At 74.0% G+C, this 18,940-nt stretch carries 20 protein-coding genes; 9 read left to right on the top strand and 11 right to left on the bottom strand.

Annotated features, from left to right (window positions below):
* The first annotated feature begins 2 nt into the window (after window positions 1-2).
* The gene (locus tag ACQPYX_RS03755; protein ID WP_433801589.1) at window positions 3-1,463 is read left to right on the top strand and encodes a hypothetical protein; all 1,461 of its coding nucleotides are present in this window, start codon (window positions 3-5) and stop codon (window positions 1,461-1,463) included.
* On the top strand, window positions 1,460-1,972 hold the full coding sequence (locus ACQPYX_RS03750) for an SCO family protein (RefSeq protein ID WP_433801588.1): 513 nt from the start codon (window positions 1,460-1,462) through the stop codon (window positions 1,970-1,972). Before ACQPYX_RS03755 ends, ACQPYX_RS03750 begins: the two co-directional genes overlap by 4 nt.
* Here ACQPYX_RS03750 and ACQPYX_RS03745 read toward each other — a convergent pair.
* Together ACQPYX_RS03745 and ACQPYX_RS03740 are read right to left on the bottom strand one after the other, a co-directional pair.
* On the bottom strand, window positions 1,855-2,796 hold the full coding sequence (locus ACQPYX_RS03745) for a class I SAM-dependent methyltransferase (RefSeq protein ID WP_433801587.1): 942 nt from the start codon (window positions 2,794-2,796) through the stop codon (window positions 1,855-1,857). The genes ACQPYX_RS03750 and ACQPYX_RS03745 overlap by 118 nt on opposite strands.
* A 92-nt stretch (window positions 2,797-2,888) precedes the next feature.
* Window positions 2,889-3,308, bottom strand: a complete 420-nt coding sequence (locus tag ACQPYX_RS03740) for a hypothetical protein (protein ID WP_433801586.1) — start codon at window positions 3,306-3,308, stop codon at window positions 2,889-2,891.
* Window positions 3,309-3,406: 98 nt separating this feature from the next.
* Here ACQPYX_RS03740 and ACQPYX_RS03735 point away from each other — a divergent pair, with 98 nt between their 5' ends.
* Window positions 3,407-4,048: a hypothetical protein gene (locus ACQPYX_RS03735; RefSeq protein ID WP_433801585.1), complete on the top strand. Its 642-nt coding sequence runs from the start codon at window positions 3,407-3,409 to the stop codon at window positions 4,046-4,048.
* 61 nt (window positions 4,049-4,109) lie between these two features.
* On the opposite strand, the gene ACQPYX_RS03730 is transcribed toward ACQPYX_RS03735, so the two are convergent.
* Together ACQPYX_RS03730 and ACQPYX_RS03725 are read right to left on the bottom strand one after the other, a co-directional pair.
* Entirely contained in the window at window positions 4,110-6,884 is a 2,775-nt protein-coding gene (locus ACQPYX_RS03730) for a DHA2 family efflux MFS transporter permease subunit (protein WP_433801584.1), read from the bottom strand.
* A complete protein-coding gene (locus ACQPYX_RS03725; protein WP_433801583.1) occupies window positions 6,881-7,405 on the bottom strand; it encodes a MarR family winged helix-turn-helix transcriptional regulator in 525 nt (174 codons plus the stop codon). Before ACQPYX_RS03725 ends, ACQPYX_RS03730 begins: the two co-directional genes overlap by 4 nt.
* Before the next feature lie 153 nt (window positions 7,406-7,558).
* On the opposite strand from ACQPYX_RS03725, the gene ACQPYX_RS03720 reads away from it, so the two are divergent.
* Complete coding sequence (locus tag ACQPYX_RS03720; protein WP_433801582.1) at window positions 7,559-8,356, top strand: enoyl-CoA hydratase/isomerase family protein; 798 nt, start codon at window positions 7,559-7,561, stop codon at window positions 8,354-8,356.
* A 10-nt stretch (window positions 8,357-8,366) separates the two neighbouring features.
* Here the strand turns inward: ACQPYX_RS03720 and ACQPYX_RS03715 are convergent, their stop codons facing one another.
* The 3 genes from ACQPYX_RS03715 to ACQPYX_RS03705 form a co-directional block, all read right to left on the bottom strand.
* A complete protein-coding gene (locus tag ACQPYX_RS03715) occupies window positions 8,367-9,578 on the bottom strand; it encodes an acetyl-CoA C-acetyltransferase (RefSeq protein ID WP_433801581.1) in 1,212 nt (403 codons plus the stop codon).
* Window positions 9,579-9,665: 87 nt separating this feature from the next.
* Window positions 9,666-10,118 (bottom strand): MaoC family dehydratase, encoded by a 453-nt coding sequence (locus tag ACQPYX_RS03710; RefSeq protein ID WP_433801580.1) that lies wholly within the window; start codon window positions 10,116-10,118, stop codon window positions 9,666-9,668.
* A 29-nt stretch (window positions 10,119-10,147) separates the two neighbouring features.
* Complete coding sequence (locus tag ACQPYX_RS03705; protein WP_433803661.1) at window positions 10,148-11,206, bottom strand: LLM class F420-dependent oxidoreductase; 1,059 nt, start codon at window positions 11,204-11,206, stop codon at window positions 10,148-10,150.
* A 30-nt stretch (window positions 11,207-11,236) separates the two neighbouring features.
* On the opposite strand from ACQPYX_RS03705, the gene ACQPYX_RS03700 reads away from it, so the two are divergent.
* Window positions 11,237-11,698 (top strand): acyl-CoA thioesterase, encoded by a 462-nt coding sequence (locus tag ACQPYX_RS03700; RefSeq protein WP_433801579.1) that lies wholly within the window; start codon window positions 11,237-11,239, stop codon window positions 11,696-11,698.
* Here ACQPYX_RS03700 and ACQPYX_RS03695 read toward each other — a convergent pair.
* Window positions 11,677-12,300: a flavin reductase family protein gene (locus ACQPYX_RS03695; protein WP_433801578.1), complete on the bottom strand. Its 624-nt coding sequence runs from the start codon at window positions 12,298-12,300 to the stop codon at window positions 11,677-11,679. The two genes, ACQPYX_RS03700 and ACQPYX_RS03695, sit on opposite strands and share 22 nt — an antisense overlap.
* A 23-nt stretch (window positions 12,301-12,323) precedes the next feature.
* Window positions 12,324-12,878, bottom strand: coding sequence for a hypothetical protein (locus tag ACQPYX_RS03690; protein WP_433801577.1), 555 nt, complete (start codon window positions 12,876-12,878; stop codon window positions 12,324-12,326).
* 559 nt (window positions 12,879-13,437) lie between these two features.
* On the opposite strand from ACQPYX_RS03690, the gene ACQPYX_RS03685 reads away from it, so the two are divergent.
* Complete coding sequence (locus ACQPYX_RS03685; RefSeq protein WP_433801576.1) at window positions 13,438-14,496, top strand: sulfite oxidase; 1,059 nt, start codon at window positions 13,438-13,440, stop codon at window positions 14,494-14,496.
* On the opposite strand, the gene ACQPYX_RS03680 is transcribed toward ACQPYX_RS03685, so the two are convergent.
* The gene (locus ACQPYX_RS03680; RefSeq protein WP_433801575.1) at window positions 14,456-15,364 is read right to left on the bottom strand and encodes a DMT family transporter; all 909 of its coding nucleotides are present in this window, start codon (window positions 15,362-15,364) and stop codon (window positions 14,456-14,458) included. The two genes, ACQPYX_RS03685 and ACQPYX_RS03680, sit on opposite strands and share 41 nt — an antisense overlap.
* Before the next feature lie 122 nt (window positions 15,365-15,486).
* On the opposite strand from ACQPYX_RS03680, the gene ACQPYX_RS03675 reads away from it, so the two are divergent.
* From ACQPYX_RS03675 to ACQPYX_RS03665, 3 genes are read left to right on the top strand one after another with little or no spacing between them, the layout of a single operon-like run.
* A complete protein-coding gene (locus tag ACQPYX_RS03675) occupies window positions 15,487-15,879 on the top strand; it encodes a YidH family protein (RefSeq protein ID WP_433801574.1) in 393 nt (130 codons plus the stop codon).
* The gene (locus ACQPYX_RS03670) at window positions 15,876-16,193 is read left to right on the top strand and encodes a DUF202 domain-containing protein (protein WP_433801573.1); all 318 of its coding nucleotides are present in this window, start codon (window positions 15,876-15,878) and stop codon (window positions 16,191-16,193) included. Before ACQPYX_RS03675 ends, ACQPYX_RS03670 begins: the two co-directional genes overlap by 4 nt.
* A gap of 8 nt (window positions 16,194-16,201) precedes the next feature.
* A complete protein-coding gene (locus ACQPYX_RS03665; RefSeq protein WP_433801572.1) occupies window positions 16,202-17,602 on the top strand; it encodes a chloride channel protein in 1,401 nt (466 codons plus the stop codon).
* On the opposite strand, the gene ACQPYX_RS03660 is transcribed toward ACQPYX_RS03665, so the two are convergent.
* Entirely contained in the window at window positions 17,562-18,896 is a 1,335-nt protein-coding gene (locus ACQPYX_RS03660; RefSeq protein ID WP_433801571.1) for an NAD(P)/FAD-dependent oxidoreductase, read from the bottom strand. The two genes, ACQPYX_RS03665 and ACQPYX_RS03660, sit on opposite strands and share 41 nt — an antisense overlap.
* Window positions 18,897-18,940 lie beyond the last annotated feature (44 nt).

Raw genomic sequence — 18,940 nt, 5'->3', positions numbered from 1 at the left:
GCATGACGACGCCGTCGGTGCTCGACGAGGCCCAGCTGGGGCACCTGCGGCACTGGGACGACCTGTCCCGTCGGCTGCCGCACGACTGGTCGGGGATGCAGGGCAAGGGCGCCGGCGAGGACGACTTCGGCAGCTACCGCTTCCAACTCGCGTACATGATCTACGGCCTCGCGCTGACCCACCGCCACCGGCTGCCGGCCGCACCGGGGCTGTTCCGCCCGACGATCCAGCGGCTGATCGACAAGCTGCTCATGCCCGACGTCTGGCTGTACTGGCGCGACGTCTCGCGCGGCGGGATGGTCATGAACGCCCACCTCTCGGAGAACTACCACGAGGAGTGGGACCCGGTGGTGCGCGACAACATCATGTACTCGGCCTACGTGCAGTCCTGCGCGCTCCTGCACGACGTGCTGTTCGCCGACGACCGCTACGCCCGTCCCGGGGCGCTGACCTTCGAGCACTGGTCGTTCTTCTGGGGCGGCGAGCCGAAGCGCTTCGCCTACGACCGCGACTCGCTGAACGAGCACCTGTACTGGCAGATGGTGCAGAACGGCTACCTCGGGATCGCCTGCGAGCCGAACTGCGTGTTCCAGATCTGCAACCAGCCCGCCATCCTCGGGTTCCGGCTGCACGACGTGATCACCGGCGGGGACCGCGCCGAGGAGGTCGTCGCCGGCTACCAGCAGGCGTGGGCCGACTTCGGGCGCCTCGACGACACCGGCCACTACAACCAGATGATCCTCGAGGACTCCAAGGTCGTCCGGCCGAACGCGCTGCAGGCCCCGTGGATCGACGCCTGGTGCGGTGCGCTGATGAACACCTGGAACCGCGACTTCGTCCGCGAGCACTACCCCCGCCAGGTCGCCGACTTCCTGATCCCCGGACCCGACGGGACGATCTCGGTCCGCTCCACCCCGGCGATGAACGTCATGGGGCAGACCGTCGTCAGCGACACCTGCGACCTCGGGTGGGTCGCCGCGTGGGCGTCGGAGATGGGCGACCGCGCCACCCTCGACGGGATCCTCGCGCACGCCGACCGCTTCATGGCGCCGACCTGGCGCGACGGCGCGCTGCACTACCCCCGCCACGACACCCCGACCGACGCCGACGGGAACCGCACCGAGATCGAGCCGATGTCGGGCAACGTCCTGCTCGGCTACGCCCGCCTGAACGTCCCCGACGGCCTGCACCGGCTCTACCAGGAGCCCTGGGGCGCGGAGCACTTCGCCGACCCCGCCCTCACCGAGGTGGGGCGCGACGTCGAGGTCAGCCGGGCGGAGGTCGTCGACGGTGTGCTGCACGCGCGGCTGCGGCGGCGTTCCGGGGACGACGTCCGGGTGGTGATCGACCGCGTGCCCACCGGCGCGCGGCTGCTGTTCGACGGGCAGGAGATCGCGGCCGAGGGCGGTGTGACCCTCGAGGTGCCGGACGGCCCGGCCCGCGACCTGGAGCTCCGCCCGTGAGCGCACCGACGGCGATCGGGTTCGACCTCGTCGACCACCACGGCGCCCCGGTCGACGCCGGTTCCTACCGCGGCTCCTGGCTGCTGGTCCAGTTCGGCTTCACGTCCTGCCGGGTCGTCTGCCCGCGCGCGCTGACGAAGCTGACGGCGGCGCTCGACGCGCTCGGCGAGGACGCCCGGCGCCTCCGCCCCCTCTACGTGACGGTCGATCCCGAGCGGGACACACCCGACGTCATGAAGGCCTTCCTGACGACCGCGTACCCGCGATTCACTGGCCTCACCGGCACGCCGGAGCAGGTCGAGGCCGCGAAGGCGGCCTTCCGGGTCTTCGCGCGACGGCGGGCGGACCCGGACGACCCCGACGGCTACGCGGTGCCGCACACCGCGTTCACCTACCTCGTCGACCCCGGGGGACGACTCGTGCGGCACTGGTCGGACACGGTCGGGGCGGACCCGCTCGCCTCGGACGTGGCCGCCCTGCTCGCCGCGCGTCCCGCGGAGTCCGCCTGATCGGCCCCGCGTGGTGCCGGGATCGCGTGGTCGCGACCGCGCAGCACCGCCACGAGGCCACTGATGCGTTCCGGGCGGTCGCTGTGCCGGTGCATCGGGACCGCGTGGATCACGGCGGTGTCGTCGACGTGCACCCGCTCCCAGTCCTCGTCCGGGAACGTCCGGGCGAGCTCGTCGACGCCGAACGGGCGCGGGGTGGGCAGCCCGGACGCGATCGCCCGCGCCAGCGGGTGCGGCAGGCCCCGGGCGCCGGCGCCCAGGCTCTCCAGGTAACTCAGCAGGGAGCCCCGGTGGTTGGTCTCGGCGACGACGAGGGTGCCGCGTTCGCCCAGGAGCAGTCGGATGTTCCGCACGACCTGCCGTCGTGCCTCCGGGGTGAGCACGTGCAGGACGCCACGTACGAACACATGGGCCCCGTCCGGCCCCTCGTGCACCCCGTCGACCGCACCGGGTGCGGTGAGGTCGGCGACCACGAACGACGGCCCGTCCGGCGCGGCACCCGCCTCGGCGCGCGCGAGGGCGACCGCCGCCTCCGACACGTCGACCCCGACCCCGCGCCATCCCCGCTCGCAGATCGCCCGGGTGAACCGGCCGTTCCCGCAGCCGAGGTCGACCACGGGGAGCGCAGGATCGGCGAACCGCGCCAGGATCGCGAGGTACCGCTCGGGCTCCGCCGGGTCGCCGGAGTCCCACAGCACGTCCCCGCCGTCGCCGGTCGTCCCGACGCCCGCCCAGTAGCGGTCCCACCCGCCCTCGGCGCCACGCGGAGCGCGGATGCCCCACCGGACGAGGTGCGGCAGCATCAGCAGCCGGCGCAGCAGCATCGTCGTCCCCCTCGGCGCGCGGATCGCCCGGGGAGAACGCTAGGGACGCCAGGAGGCCGACCACAGGGCCGAACGGGGGTCGGACGGAGCCGTCAGCGGGACGACCGCCGGCCGTCCCCCGAGGTCCACCAGCGGAAGACCGACGGCGGGTCGGCCGTCCCGAGCAGCCACGACACGGCGTCGGTTTCGTCGACGAAGAACCGCATCGGCATCGGATGGGACGCGACCCCGAGGGCGAAGTTCGCGATGATGCTGTCGACGCGGGAGCGGCCGAGCAGGGCGAGCCGCGACACCTGGCAGGGCCGGGTGAACACCAGCCGGGCGTCCCGGGACAGCGTCCGCGTGCCGGTCATGACCACGAGGAGCGGGCGCTTCCGCTCGCCGTTGAGGTCGTCGACGAGGGTCACGGCGGCGTCGGCGAGCTCGCCGTCGATGTCCAGGCCCGGGGCCCACGTCAGGACGACGAAGCCGCGGTCGTCCTCGCGGACGGCCATCGCGTCGTCGTGCTCCACGGCCGGATCGTAACCAGCCGGGAGGCCCCGGACGGCCGCTCGCGCGCGGGCGGGAGCCGTTCGTGGTCGTCACGACCGTTCGGGGTACAGGGCCCGACGTGGAGAGATACCTGCTCCTGTCCGCCGCCGCGATCGGGATCCTCGTGCTCGGCACCGCCGCGATCCGGGCGGTGCACCGGATGCGGGCCGGGTCCGCGCGCCGCGCCCGGCGGGGCGCCGCCGCCCGACGACGGGTCGCGCACGCCACCGACCGCGCGGACGCCGCGACCGAGACGATCGCCGTGGCCGACCGGTTCGGCGCGGGTGGACCGCTGCTGCTCACCGCCGAGCCGCAGACCGGCGACCTGCTCTACGCGGCCGCGTCCCCGTCGCCGCCGTTCGACCTGACCGCGCCCGGCGCCGCCGACGCCCTGCAGGACTGGGAGAGCGCGGCCCCGGCCCGCCGGCGGACGGTGTTCGTCCGGGCCTACCTGGCCCACCCGCTGCCGCGGGTCCGCACGGAGGCCCTGGAGCTCGTCGGCCGGTTCGGCGGGGAGGACACCCGCGTGCCCCGCCACCTCGCCGCGCTGCTGCGCGACGATGCCGCCTCCGTCCGTCGGACGGCGGCGGGCCTGGCGTGGTCCGGCGGGGTGGAGGCGGTCGTCGCCGTGCTCCGCGAGGAACCGGCCGCGGAGGCCGACCGTGCGCACGCCGAGCTGGTCGCGCACGCCCCCGAGGGCCGCGAGCCCCCGGCCCTCTGATGCACGAACGGCACCCTCGCAGCATCGACGTGCGCGAGAGTGCCGTTCGTGACCGCTGGGGTCAGCGCGTGACCGGCAGCGGGGTGGTCTCGGCGTCGACCGGGCTCGCCTTCGCCACCGGCTGCGGCGGGTCGACCGTGAGCTCCACCGCCGCGGGGCGACCGGTCGCCACCGTCACCTGCTCGGAGACCGGCGCGAAGCCGCTCGCCGTCAGCAGGTAGCGGCCCTCGGCCAGGTCCTCCACCGCGAAGCGCCCGGCGGTGTCGGTGACCGTCGAGGCGACGACGCGGCCGTCGGCGCCCATGAGCACCACGAGGGACTCGGGGACCACCGCGCCGGAGGTCGAGCGCACCTGGCCGCGCACCGCGTGCCGGGCGACCGGCACCCGGACGTCGTGGCGCGTGGTGCGACGCCCGGCCGGGGTGGCCTCGGCGACGACGAGCCGCTCGGCGACCGGCTCGCGCCCGGGGGCGAGGACGGCGACGGTGTAGCTGCCGGGCTCGAGCTCCGGGCACTCCCACGAGCCGTCGGCCCCGGTGCGGCGGACGGCGCGGACGCCGCCGCTCGCGTCGGTGACGGTCACGGTCGCGCCGACCACCGGGGTGTCGGCGGTGTCGCGGACGGACCCGCCGACCGGGGTGGCCCGGCGCAGCGCCAGCGGCCGGTGCACCGGCACGCCGTCGAGCGTGACCAGCTCCGCGTGCGGCTTGAACGTGCTCGGGTTCGCGACCACGACGTAGTTGCCGGGCAGCGGGGCGTGCAGCCGGTACGAGCCGTCGGCGGCGGAGAACGTCCGGTCGACGACGGTGCCGTCGAGGGCGTGCAGGGCCATCGGCACCCCGGCGACGTCGTCGGAGAAGCGCACCGACCCCTCGTCGGGAAGGGGACCGTCGGAGAGCTGCCCCAGGACGACCGAGTCGCCGCGGACCGGTGCCTCGTGGCGCCCGTGTCCGTTGCCGCTGCTGCTGTGGCCGTTGCCGACATAGCCGTTGTTGTCGAACCCGTTGCTGCCGTTGCTGCGCGGCACCGGCGAGGGCCGCAGCACCCGCTCGCTGCCGGCCGCACCGGCTGCACCGACGGGCGGCGTCGTCGTCGGCACGTCGAGGGCGCCGCGGGCGGGCCCGTCGATCTCGGCGGCCGAGTCGACCGCGCCGGGGCCCTGCGCCCGCCCGGCCTCCTCGGCCTGCCGGGCCTGGATGCCCGACGTCGTGCGCAGCGGGACCTCCTTGAGGAACCAGATCAGCACGAAGCCGACCGCGATGACGCAGGCGGCGACGAGGAAGACCAGGTCCATCGAGGCGGCGAAGCCCTCGAAGAACGGCCGCGCCAGGCGCGGGTCCATCTGCTGCAGGATCGACGAGTCCTGGGTGACCTGCGCCGCACCCGACGCCGGGTTCACCGCGGCGGCGTTGATCGGGTTCGACGCGACGGCCGGGTCCGCCAGGGCGGCCTGGAAGTCCGCCGACTGCGACGCCGTGCGGAACGCGGACGTGATGTTGCCGGAGAGCGTCGAGAACAGGATCGACAGGAAGACCGAGACGCCGACCGTGCCACCCATCTGCCGGAAGAACGTGGCCGAGGCGGTCGCGACACCCATGTCGCTCGCCGGCACCGCGTTCTGCACGGCGAGCACCAGGGTCTGCATGCAGTTCCCGAGCCCGAGGCCGAAGACGACCATGAGGACCGCGACCTGCCAGTACGGCGTGTCGGCGTGCAGCAGGAAGTGGAACAGGAACATCCCGAGGGTCATCAGCCCGAGGCCGATGACGGGGAAGACCTTGTAGCGACCCGTCCGGCTGGTCAGCTGACCGGAGATGATCGAGGCGACCATGATGCCGCCGACCAGCGGGATCATCTCGAGGCCGGCCTTGGTCGGGCTCGAGCCGCCGACGATCTGCAGGTACTGCGGGACGATCGCGATCCCGCCGAACATCCCGATCCCGGTGATGACGGCGATGACGGTCGTCAGGCTGAACACGCCGTTGCGGAACAGGCGCAACGGGAGCAGTGCGTCGTCGCCGTAGGCCCGCTCGGCGAGGACGAAGCCGATGATCCCGACGACGCCGATGACGTAGCAGACGATCGCCCAGGTCGAGTCCCAGCCCCAGGTCTGGCCCTGCTCGGCGACGATCAGCAGCGGCACGAGGGCCACGGCGAGCGCCGACGCGCCCGGCCAGTCGATGCGCCGCTCGCGCCGGGTGTGCGGCAGGTTGAGCACGCGCCACACGACGGTGAAGGCGATGATCCCGATCGGCACGTTGACCAGGAAGACCCAGCGCCAGCCGGTGATGCCGATGATCGAGTCGGTGCCGGCGAAGAAGCCGCCGACGACGGGACCGATGACGCTCGAGGTGCCGAACACCGCGAGGAAGTAGCCCTGGTACCGGGCCCGCTCCCGGGGCGGCACGATGTCGCCGATGATCGTGAGCGCGAGGCTCATCAGACCACCGGCGCCGGCGCCCTGGATCGCGCGGAAGATCGCCAGCTCGTACATCGACGTCGAGATCGTGCAGAGCACCGACCCGATGACGAAGACCCCGATGGCGAACAGGAAGAACGGCTTGCGGCCGTAGAGGTCGGACAGCTTGCCGTAGAGCGGCGTCGAGATCGTCGCCGTGATCAGGTAGGCCGTCGTCGCCCAGGCCTGCAGGTTCAGGCCGTTCAGGTCGTCCGCGATGGTGCGGATCGAGGTGGAGACGATGTTCTGGTCCAGCGCGGCCAGGAACATGCCGAGCATGAGGCCGGACAGGATCGTCAGGATCTGGCGGTGGGTGAAGGCGCCCGTGCTGGACGTCCTCGCCGCGCTCGCCGGCGGCGAGGCGGTGGTCGTGCTCATCGGTCCTCCTCGACGCCCGCGGCGTCGGACTCGTGGTGGTTCTCGAGCGCGGTGGTGAAGCGGTCCATCAGCGTGACGAGCCGCTCGCGGTCGTCGTCGTCCCAGTCGCTCGTGATGTCGGAGATCCAGCGGTTGCGCAGGTCGCGGTTCTTGGCGAAGACCCGGTGGCCCTCGTCGGTGGCGGCCAGCAGGCACGCGCGGCCGTCGGCCGGATCGGGGCGGCGCTCGACGTACCCGACCTTGACCAGCGCGGCGATCTGCCGGCTGACCGTGGACGGGTCCGAGTGCACCGCCTCGGCCAGCGCGTTCGACCGGTGCGGCCCCTCGATCACCAGGCGGGCGAGCAGGACGTAGGCGGCGCGTTCGACGCCGTCCTTCTTCGCCTTCATCACCCGCTGGCGCTCGATGAGCCGGATCAGCCGGATGAGCTGCAGGCCGATCCGGTCGGAGGTCACCCAGCGCTCGTCGACCCCCTCGGGGACACCGAGCGGCGACCGGTCGCCGACCACTGCTGTGTTCAATGCGTGCTCCGTACAATCGCTTGTTCGGTACAACTATGCACCTGCGGTCGGACGGGCGCCAACGGGGCTACCCGGTCGGGGCGCTGTGATGTGCGAGTCAGCCCTCGGGTGGCAGGAAAGCTGCCGCGCGGGAGGCGCCGTTACCGTGCGCCCATGCCCGATGCCGCCGAGCGCTTCCACGACCGGGTCCGCTACGAGCGCACCGGCCACGTCGCGACGATCACCTACGACCGCCCCGACAAGCTCAACGCCATCGACGGCGCGATGCGCGACGGGCTGAACGCGGCCTTCGACCGCCTCCGCGGCGACGACGAGGCGTGGATCGGCGTCGTCACCGGCGAGGGGCGGGCGTTCTGCGCGGGCGCCGACTTCGGGTCCGAGCGCAACCCGGCCGGCGAGTTCCCCGGCTCCTACTGGGAGCGCCCGACGGTGAACTCGTTCGAGTCGGGCTGGGAGATCCACAAGCCGGTGATCGCGGCGGTCAACGGCCTGTGCCTGGGCTACGGGCTGACCCTCGTGACGTGGTGCGACATCGTCATCGCCTCCGACCGCGCGACCTTCGGGTTCCCCGAGGTCAAGCTCGGCGTCCCGACGATCGTCGGCGCGCTCCGGCTGCCCGGCCGCATCGGGTGGCAGCCCGCCATGGAGCTGCTCCTCACCGGCGAGACCATCTCCGCCGCGCGGGCGCAGGAGATCGGGCTCGCCCTGCAGGTGGTCCCGCACGACGAGCTCGGCGCGGCCGTCGACGCCTTCGCCCGACGTCTCCTCGCCGGCGCGCCGCTCGCCCAGCGCGCGATCAAGGAGGTCGCCCGGCGGGGCCCCGGGATGTCGCAGACCGACGCCATCCGCTTCGGCGAGACGATGCGCCGGGTCGCCGGGGCCACCGAGGACGCGAAGGAGGGTGGCCTGGCCGCCCGCGAGAAGCGCCCGCCGCGCTGGCAGGGTCGCTGACCAGCCGGGGCTACGACAGGCGCTCGAACACCGCCGCGAGCCCCTGGCCGCCGCCGATGCACATCGTCTCGAGCCCGTAGCGGGCCTCGCGGCGGTCCATCTCGCGCAGCATCGTCGTCAGGATGCGGACCCCGGTGGCGCCGACGGGGTGGCCGAGGGAGATGCCGGAGCCGTTCGGGTTGACCCGCTCGTCGTCGATCAGGTCGATGCCCCACTCGCGGGCCACGCCGAGCGCCTGCGCGGCGAACGCCTCGTTGAGCTCGATGACGCCCATGTCGCCGAGCGTGAGCCCGGCCTGCCCGAGGGCCTTCTCGGTCGCCGGGACCGGCCCGATGCCCATGATCTCCGGCCCGCAGCCGGCCACGCCCCACGACACGAGCCGCGCCAGCGGCCGCAGCCCCAGCTCGGTCGCCTTCTCCGGGGTGGTCACGATGCACACCGCCGCGCCGTCGTTCTGGCCCGAGGCGTTGCCCGCGGTGACGGTCGCCTCCGGGTCCTGCTTGCCCATGATCGGGCGCAGCTTCGCCAGCGACTCCAGGTTCGCGTCCGGGCGGATGTGCTCGTCCTGGTCGACCACGGTGTCGCCCTTGCGGCCGTGGATCGTCACCGGCACGAGCTCGTCGGCGTAGCGGCCCTCCTTGACCGCGGCCGTGGCCTTCTCGTGGCTGCGCACCGCGAGGCGGTCCTGCTCCTCGCGCGGGATCGAGTACTTCTTGCGGACGTTCTCCGCGGTCTCGATCATCCCGCCGGGCACCGGGTGGTTGACCCCGCCGGCGTGCACGCGGCCCTGGGCCAGCGAGTCCTTCATCTCGAACCCGCCGGCCTTGGTGCCCCAGCGGACGCGGTCGGTGAAGTACGAGGCGCCGGACATCGACTCGGCACCGCCGGCCAGCACCAGGTCGTTCGCCCCGGACGCGACGGCCATCGCCGCGTAGAGCACGGCCTGCAGCCCCGACCCGCAGCGCCGGTCGATCTGGATGCCGGGCACGGTGACGTCCAGCCCCGCGTCCAGGGCCGCGACCCGGCCGATCGCCGGCGCGTCCATCGTCGGGTAGCAGTGCCCGAACACCACGTCGTCGATCTGCCCGGCGGTGACGCCCGTCCGGCGCACCAGCTCGCGGATCACGGTGGCGGCCAGTTCCTGCACGGGGACGTCGCGCAGCGACCCCCCGAAGCCACCGACGGGAGTACGGACCGGTTCACAGATGACGGCGTCGCCCACGCCCGCCATCCTTCCAGGTGGCCTTCGGCCCTGTGAGCACTAATCCGTGCCGGAGCACGGATTACTACTCACAGGCGCGGAGCGCTCCTACAGCACGTACCGCAGGATCACCTCGGCCACGCAGGCCGGCTTCTCGGAGCCCTCGATCTCCACGGTGCCGCCGATCGTGGCCTGCACCCCGCCCTTGACGTCGGTGACGTCGACGAGCCGGCAGTGCCCGCGGATGCGGCTGCCGACCGGCACCGGCGAGGGGAACCGGACCTTGTTCAGGCCGTAGTTCACCGTCATCGACACGCCGCTGACCTCGAAGGTGTCCCAGCCGAACTTCGGCATGAGGGCCACGGTGAGGAAGCCGTGCGCGACGGTCTGCCCGAACGGCCCGTCCGCGGCGCGCTCGGGCTCGGTGTGGATCCACTGGTGGTCGTCGGTGGCGTCGGCGAAGACGTTGATGCGCTCCTGGTCGACGAGGACCCACTCACTGGTGCCGAGGTCCTCCCCCACCGCCGCGCGCAGTTCCTCGACGTCGGCGAACTTCCGCAATGCTGCTCCTCGCTCGGTGCTGAACGGTCCTACCCCAGGTCGGACGCGATCTCCTTGGCCTGCCCGACCAACGCGACCCGCTCCTCGGTCGTGCCCCCGAGCGGTGTGATGTTGAGCGTCGTCACCCCGGCCTCGGCGAAGGCGGCCATCCGCTCGGCGACGTAGGAGCGCGGGCCGATCAGGGAGATGGCGCGCAGCAGCTCCTCGGGGACCTCCCGCGCCGCCTCCTCCTTCTTCCCGGACAGGTACAGGTCCTGGATGGTCTCGGCCTCGTCGTCGTAGCCGTAGCGCCGGGCGACGTCGTTGTAGAAGTTCTTGCCCTTCGCGCCCATGCCGCCGACGTAGAGCGCGACCATGTTGCGCATCCCGTCGAGCATCTGTCCGGCGACGTGCTCGTCCTCGGTGACGAAGAACGAGGTCTGCAGGAAGACCTGCAGCGGTCCGAGCGACGGGTCGCGCTTCGCCTTCCCGGCCGCGAGCGACTCGCCCCAGACGTCCTGCGCCTTCTCCGGCACGAAGAAGATCGGCTGCCAGCCGTCGGCCTTCTCGGCGACGAGCGTGACGTTCTTCGGGCCGAGCGCGGCGACCAGGATCGGGATCTCCGACCGCACCGGGTGGTTGATCAGCTTCAGCGGCTTGCCCAGGCCGGTGCCCTGCCCCTCGGGCAGCGGGATCGTGTAGTGCTTCCCGGCGTACTCGACCCGCTCCCGGCGCCACACCTGCCGGCAGATGTCGAGGATCTCGCGGGTCCGGCCGAGCGGGGCGTCGTAGGGCACCCCGTGGAAGCCCTCGATGACCTGGGGACCGGAGGCGCCGATCCCGAGCGTGAACCGGCCACCGGAGACGTAGTCCAGACCGGCGGCGGTCATCGCGGTCAGCGTCGGGGTCCGGGTGTAGATCTGCAGGATCCCCGAGGCGATCTCCAGCCGCTCCGTCCTCGCCGCGATGTAGCCGAGCTGGCTGACGGCGTCGAAGCTGTAGGCCTCCGGCACGAAGACGATGTCGAGGCCGGCCTTCTCGTGCTCGGCCAGCTCGGCGACCGTCTCCGCGAAGCCGCCGGCGTAGTTAATCCCCATCCCGATGCGCACGACCCGGGAGCCTGCCACGATCACGCCTTCGTGAGCACTTCCGGACACCACGAGTCCATCACCGTCCGCGGGTACGAGACCGACGCGAACCGGCACCTCAACCACGCCGAGTACCACCGGTACGGCGAGCACGGGCGCGAGGAGACCCTCCGCGCCGCGACCGTCGGGATCAACGCGCTCTCCGCGGACGGCATCGGCCCGGTGATCCTGGAGACCACCGCCCGCTTCCTCGCCGAGCTCGTCGTCGGGGACCGGGTGGACATCCACACGACGACGACCTTCGGCGCCGGGAAGACCTTCCGGATGGACGCCGAGCTCGTCCGCGCCCGCGACGGCGTCACCGCCGCCACGATCACCGGGGTGCTGGGCCTGCTCGACCACGCCAGCCGCCGGCTCGTCGCCGACCCCTACGGCCGGCTGCGGGCGCTCGCGGAGGACACCGCCGCGTTCGACGCGACGATCCCGCCGACTCAGCTGCCCGAGGGCTCGTAGCCCTCCGGCCAGTCCCGCACGTCGATCCGGCGCTTCTCCAGGACCTCGCCGATCGTCGACCACTGGTTGCCACCGAGGCGCGCGAGCGGCTTGAGCCGCTCGATCCGGGGGCGGCCGTCGACGAGCACGTCGTCGGAGATCGCCGCGTGCACCACGCGGCCGAACACCACCGTCGAGTCGCCCAGGCACACCGTCGAGTGCAGGACGCACTCGAGCGCGACGGGGGAGCGCGCCACGCGCGGCGGGCGCACGTGGGTCGCCGGTTCGCGCTCGAGGCCGACCTCGGCGAACTCGTCCTGGTCGTGCGCGAAGTTCGTCCCGGTGGCGTTGACCTCCTCGAACAGCCACTCCGGCGTCAGCGAGATCGTCATCTCCCGGGTCGCCTCGACGTTGGCCAGCGAGTCCTTCCGCCCCACGGAGGTGAACTGCACGACGGGCGGGTCGACGCACGCGACGGTGAAGAACGAGTGCGGCGCCAGGTTGTCCACGCCGTCGGCCGACGTCGTCGCCACCCACGCGATCGGGCGCGGCACGACCACCGAGTTGAGGAGCTTGTAGAACGCACCCGGGCCGAGCTCGGCGGGATCGAAGTCGGTGCGCACGACGGGGGTCCTCCCGGGGACGATCAGTTGGCGGGCTGCTCCAGCGTCGTGGTCACCGCCGGTTCCCGCGACCGGGACGTGGTGGTGCGTGACCCGGCACTCGTCGTCGTGGTCTCCGCGGGGGCCGTCGTGGTGGTGGTCGGCGCCTCGGAGGTGTCCGGGTCGGTGGTGGTCGTGGTCGCCGCCGAGGGGCGGGTGCCGATGACCTCGCCGACGCTCGTCCCGGTCCCGCCCGACAGCGGGGAGCCCTTCACCCGCTCGATCCCCGTCACGACGACCATGGCCACGAGGAAGACGAGCAGCCCGGAGGCGACGAGGGCGGCGACCGTCGTCCGGCGACGGCGCCCGGACGCGGCCACGGGCGTCAGGTGCACCGTCGGCGACTCGTCGGGCGGCGGTCCGTCGGGCAGCACCGCGGTGGGGGCGGGCGGCGGGCGGCGCGCGTCCAGCCGGGTGCGGACGTGGTCGCGGGTGCGCTCCAGCGAGCGCTGGTAGACGGCCTCGCCCACGGTCGTGACGACGGAGGCGACCGCCGCGCCCGCGATCGTCCCGGTGGCACCGCCGAGCACGCCGCCCACGGCGGCCGTGGTCGTGGCCGCCAGCGCCTGACCCGTGACACGGAGGCCGGAGAGACGGCTCGCCGGCGCGGACGCCGGTGCCGTCCCGCTCAGCAGGACCGTCGCGGACTCGTCGGGTGGGGGTGGCCCGGGCCGCGGGGACCCCGGACGGGGCTCAGTCCCCCGAGCGTCGATGACGACCACCGGAGCCGCGGAGCATGACCGGGCGGGACACCCGGTCCGGTCCGGCGACGCCGTCCTCCCCGCGGAAGGACCGCCGCTCCGCGAAGCGGCCGGACCGTCCGAGCGAACGCCTGACTTCGTCGTAAATCGGCGTGTGGGTCATGCCGCGAGACCCTACGACCACCGGCCTCGGCGACCCGGTTGACCCCGCCCACACGTCCAGGGCGTTTGTCGGGCCGATGACCAGGGCAAACAGGCACGAGTGGGGGCCGGCGGGGGCCGATCCGGAGCCGGAGAGTTCCCGGTCGTCACGGCAGTCCACGCCATCGGACGAACTTTGTGACCTACCCGACACTCTGTGTCACGAGAGGCGCGCGTGCACGGCAAACGGCCCGACATGACCGTCCACTCCGACCAGCCGTACAACGCCGAGCCTCCGCGTTCGGCCCTGGCCGGGGCCGACCTCACGCCGACCGACGCCTTCTACTCGCGCAACCACGGCCCGGTGCCCGAGGTGGACGCCGGGGCGTGGCGACTGGAGGTCGACGGTCTCGTCGGGACGCCGTTGTCGCTCTCCCTCGACGACCTGCGCGCCCGGTTCCCGCAGGCGACCGAGACCGCGACGCTGCAGTGCGCGGGGAACCGCCGCGAGGGCCTGGTCGCGGTCCGCGACATCCCCGGCGAGGCGCCCTGGGGGCCGACGGCCACGGCCACCGCGACCTGGACGGGCGTCCGGCTGGCCGACGTCCTCGCCGCCGCGGGCGTCACCGACGGAGCCACCGACGTCGAGTTCCTCGGGGCGGACGTGAGCGAGGAGGCGCAGCCGCCCCAGGAGTTCGGCGGGTCGGTCCCGCTGCGCAAGGCCGGGATGCCCGAGGTGCTCCTCGCCTGGGCGATGAACGACGAGCCCCTGGCGCCCGTCCACGGGGCGCCGGTGCGGGTCGTGGTGCCCGGCTACATCGGGGCCCGCAGCGTGAAGTGGGTGCACCGGGTCCGGGTGGCCGACGCGCCCTCGCCCAACTTCTTCCAGGCATCCACCTACCGGTTGCTGCCGGCCGACGCCGAGGTCACGGGGACCCCCGGGGAGGGCGTCGCACTCGGGCTCGTCGCGGTGAACAGCGACTTCCTCTCGCCCGACGCCGAGTCGTCCCACCCGGCCGGGCCGCTGACCGTCACCGGGTACGCCTTCGCCGGCGGCGACCGCACGGTCGCCCGGGTCGACGTGTCCACCGACGGCGGTCGGTCCTGGTCGCAGGCCGAGCTCGAGGAGCAGGTGAGCCCGTGGGCCTGGCGCCACTGGTCGAGCACGGTCGAGCTGCCGCGCGGCGGGACCGAGGTGCTCGCCCGCGCCTGGGACTCGTCGGCAGCGCTGCAGCCGGAACGGCCCGAGCACGTGTGGAACCCGAAGGGTTACGTCAACAACTCGTGGGCGCGGCTGCGGCTGCACGGGACGTGACCGCGCCGGGCCCGGACCGGATCAGCCACACCAGCCCGGCGACGGTGACGACCGCGCAGGCCGCGGCGAGCACGGCGCCGCCCGGGCCCCCGGTGAACCGCTCGCCGAGCACGGCGATCCCGATCGACCCGGCGACCACCGGGTCGATCGTGGTCTGCGTCGCGAGGCCGGCGTCGAGCCCGCCGTCGCGGTAGGCGGTCTGGAGCAGCAGCAGGCCCAGCACCGGCAGCACGAGGACGGCCACCCCCGCCGTCAGCAGCCCGGCGTCGAACGGACCGCGGTGCAGGCCGTGCAGCACCGGCCGGACCAGACCCGACGTCGTGCCCGCGCACAACCCCGCGCCGGCGGCGCGGCAGACCGCACGGCTGCCCGCACGCAGCCGCGTGCTGGTCGCGACGAGCAGCGCGAGGACCACGCCCGCCGCGGCGACGGTGATGACGAGGCCGCCCGGGAGGGCGCCGCCGGGCTCCGGACGGTGGGGAGCGAGGGCGAGGAGGCCCCCGAGCCCGGCGACCAGGACGGCGGCCGCGGCCCACTCGGCGCGGGTGACCACCCGCCGTTCGAACCGGGCGTCGAGCGGCAGGGCCAGGACCAGGGCGAGCACGCCGATCGGCTGGACGAGCGTCACCGACCCGAGCCCGAGCGCGACGACGTGGATCCCCGCTCCGGCCGCCATGGAGCCGACCCCGCCCCACCAGACCGGCTGGCGGACGAGGGCGCCGAAGAAGTGCGAGCGCCCGGACGTGCGCCCGGCCGCGAGTCGCTGCAGGGCCGCGGCGAGGGCGTAGAGGAAGGCGGAGCACAGCGCGAGGCCGACGGCGAGGAACGGGTGCGCCGCGACCGGGGGCGGAGGCGGTCGCAGGAGCACGACCCCGACGGTACGTCCGGTGCTCCGACGGCCGGACGGCCGGGAGGTCCGCCGGTGCCGGTCGGCGTGATCAGTGGCCCGCGATGGTGGACACTGCGCGGGAGCCGAGCGGAGGAGGGCGCATGCCGGAGGCCGGAGCGGCATCCCCGCAGGAGGAGCACGCCGGCGGGCCGGACGACGAGCGCGAACCCGACTACCGGTTCACCCTCGCCAACGAGCGCACCTTCCTCGCCTGGCTGCGCACCTCGTTGTCGTTGCTCGCGGCCGGCGTGGCGGTCGTCCAGCTCGTCCCCGCGTTCACCATCCCCGGCGCCCGGGCCGTGACCGGCGGCCTGCTGGCGGCGCTGGCGGTCGTGGCCGCGGCGTCCGGGGTGCTGCGGTGGCGCAGCGTCGAGACCGCCATCCGACGCGACCGCCCCCTCCCGGCGCAGCGGATCCCCTGGGTGCTCGCCGCCGGCCTCGTCGTGCTGGCGCTGTTCGGGTTCGTGCTGATCGTGCTGCGGGGCGCGACGTGACGTCGCCGTCCGACGCGGGGCTGCAGGCCGAACGGACCGGCCTCGCCTGGAGCCGGACCTCCCTCGGGGTGGCGGGCAACGCGGCGCTGCTGGCGATCCGCGAGTTCCAGCACGCCCAGCTGACGCTCGCGGTGGTCCCCGCCACCCTCGCCGTCGTCATCGCCGGCGCGACCGCGATCTACGGCCGCCGACGCACCCGGGCCCTGCGGCACTCCCCGCTCCCGGTCCCGCTCGCCTCGTCCCGGGCCGTGCCGCTGCTCGGGTGGTCGGTGGCGGTGCTGGCCGTCCTCAGCGGCGTCGCACTGATCGTCTAGGAGGGCGCGTGCAGCAGCCGAACGCCCCGGAGGGCCGGCGGGGCCTCATCACGCTGAACCCCCGCTTCTGGGTCGTGGTGCTGCTGACCGGGGTCGGGGCGGGCCTCGCGGGCGGCGCGCTGACGCTGCTGCTCTACCTCGTCCAGCACACCGCCTTCGGCTACACCGAGGAGACCTTCCTCCAGGGCGTCGAGCAGGCGCCGTGGTGGCGGCGCCTCGGGGTGCTCGCCCTCGCCGGTCTCGTCGCGGGCCTCGGGTGGTGGCTGCTGCGCGGGCCGGTCAGCCGGTGGCTCGGACGCTCCTCCGGGGTCTCGGAGTCGGTGTGGTCCGAGCGGGGCCGGATGGGGTTCGTGCGGACCGCGCTCGACGCGGTCCTGCAGATCGTCATCGTCGGCATGGGCGCCTCGCTCGGCCGCGAGGGCGCACCGCGGGAGGTCGCCGCCGCACTGGGCTCCCGGCTCTCCGAGCTCGCCGGGCTGACCTCCGCCCAGCGACGGACGATCATCGCCTGCGGGGCGGGTGCGGGTCTGGCGGCGGTCTACGACGTCCCGTTCGGCGGCGCCCTGTTCACGCTCGAGGTGCTGCTCGGGTCGCTCGCGCTCCCGCTCGTGCTGCCGGCCGTCGTCACGTCGGTCCTGGCCGCGGTGAGCGCCTGGGTCGTGCTCGGCGACCGGCCGGTCTACCTGGCCGCGGCGCTGCCGACGAGCGGCTCGGTGATCGTCTTCGCGGTCCTGGTCGCGCCCGTCGCGGCCGTTGCCGCCGTCGGCTTCGTCCGGCTCGTCGCCTGGAGCCGGCGTGGTCGTCCGACCTCCTGGCGGCTGCCGCTCGCCACGACGGCGGTGTTCACCGCGATCGGGGCGCTCGCGATCCCGTTCCCCGAGCTGCTCGGCAACGGCAAGGGGCCGGTGCAGCTGGTGCTCGACGGCGGGGGATCGCTCGGGCTCCTCGTGGTGCTCGCCCTGCTCAAGCCGCTCGCCACGGCCGCCTCGCTGCGCAGCGGCGCGACCGGGGGCCTCTTCACCCCGACCCTCGCGACCGGCGCCCTGCTCGGCGCCGCCCTCGGCCACCTCTGGGTGCTGGTGTGGGCTGGCAGCCCGCTCGGTGCCTACGCCCTGATCGGCGGCGCGGCGTTCCTCGCCGCCTCGCTGCAGGCCCCGCTCTCGACCGTCGTCCTCCTGCTGGAACTGACCCACGTCGGGCAGGGCCTGCTCGTCCCGCTCGCGCTGGCCGCCACGCTCGGCACGCTGGTGGCCCGGCTCCTCGAACGGCGCTCGACGTACACGGCCGGGCTCGGGGACGACCTCATCGGTGCTCCCGATCCGCTCGCTCCCGACCCGGAGTGCGATCGGGCGGACGCCCACCCGACGATCACGCGTCCGCCGTGGCCGCCCGGGCCTGCTCGACGGTGAGGTAGTCGTCGGTCTGCTCGAACTCGGCGAGCCGCCCGCTGGCGTTCGTCAGGAACCCCATGCGCACCGCGTGGCTCGCGCCGAGACCGTGCAGGGTCCAGTTCGTGGCGACCCGCGCGACGGCGGCCGGCGATCGCAGCGCCCAGAGGTGGTAGCCGCGCGTCACCGCCTGGGCGGGCAGGCCGGCCAGGCCCACGCCGAGCGGCTTCGCCACGGCCTCGCGACCGCCGAGGTCGACGACGAGCCCGAGGTCGCGGTGGCGGTAGTCCTGCACCGGTCGCCCGGCGAGCGACGCGGCGACGTTCGCCGCGGCGACGGGAGCCTGGCGGGTCGCGTGCTGCGCCGTCGGCGGACAGAGCGCGTCGCCCCCGCTCACCAGGTCCGGCACCGCGGCCGCGTCACCCAGCGCGAACACCTCGGGCCGGCCGGGGACGGCGAGGTCGGCGCCCACCACGAGGCGTCCCTTCACCGTGTCCGCGCCCAGCCGTCCCATGAGCGGGTTCGGGGCCACACCGGCCGTCCAGATCAGGGTGTTCGTCGCCAGGGTGCGGCCGTCGGAGAGCGTGACCGAGTCGTCGTCGGCGGCGGTGACGCTCGTCGAGAGGTCGACCTGCACCCCGCGGCCCTCCAGCACCCGCTTCGTGTCCTCACCGAGCTGCCGTCCGAGGCCGGGCATGAGCTCGTCGGCGTGCTGGACGACGTGCCACCGCACGTCCGCCGGGTCGAGCCCGCGGGCCCGGCGGGCCGCCGCCGTCGTCATGAGCTGGAGGTTCGCGGCGGTCTCGACTCCCGCGTAGCCCCCGCCCACGACCACGAACCGACAGCGACGTGCCCGCTCGTCGGGGTCCGACGAGGCGTTCGCGAGCTCCAGCTGGGAGAGCACGTGGTCGCGCAGGAACTCGGCCTCGGCGAGGGTCTTCACGCCGCGCCCGAACTCCCGCAGGCCGGGGACGTCCATCACCTTCGTGACGCTGCCGGGCGCGAGGACGAGCCGGTCGTAGGCCAGCACCTCGCGCTCGCCCGTGATCGACTCGACCACGACCCGCCGGGCGTCCAGGTCGACCCCGACGGCCCGTCCGGGGACGAGGGTCGTCCGGCGCAGCCAGCGGCCGAGCCCGACGACGGCGGCCCGCGGCGGGATCACCCCGGCCGCCACCTGCGGGAGCAGGGGCAGGTAGAGCGAATGGTCGTCGGGACAGACGAGCCGGACGTCGGCGTCGGGCACGAGGCGTTCCAGCCGGCGGGCCACGCCCGCTCCCGCGAAGCCGCCTCCGACGATCACGATGCGCGCCACGGGAGATGCGGTTCCCCCGCTCACGGCGGGCCACACCGGCGGGG

The sequence above is a fragment of the Actinomycetospora sp. CA-084318 genome, from assembly GCF_050955885.1.
Lineage (GTDB): Bacteria > Actinomycetota > Actinomycetes > Mycobacteriales > Pseudonocardiaceae > Actinomycetospora.
The sequence above is the reverse complement of the archived record's forward strand: the minus strand, read 5'-3'. Positions and strand labels throughout refer to the sequence as shown.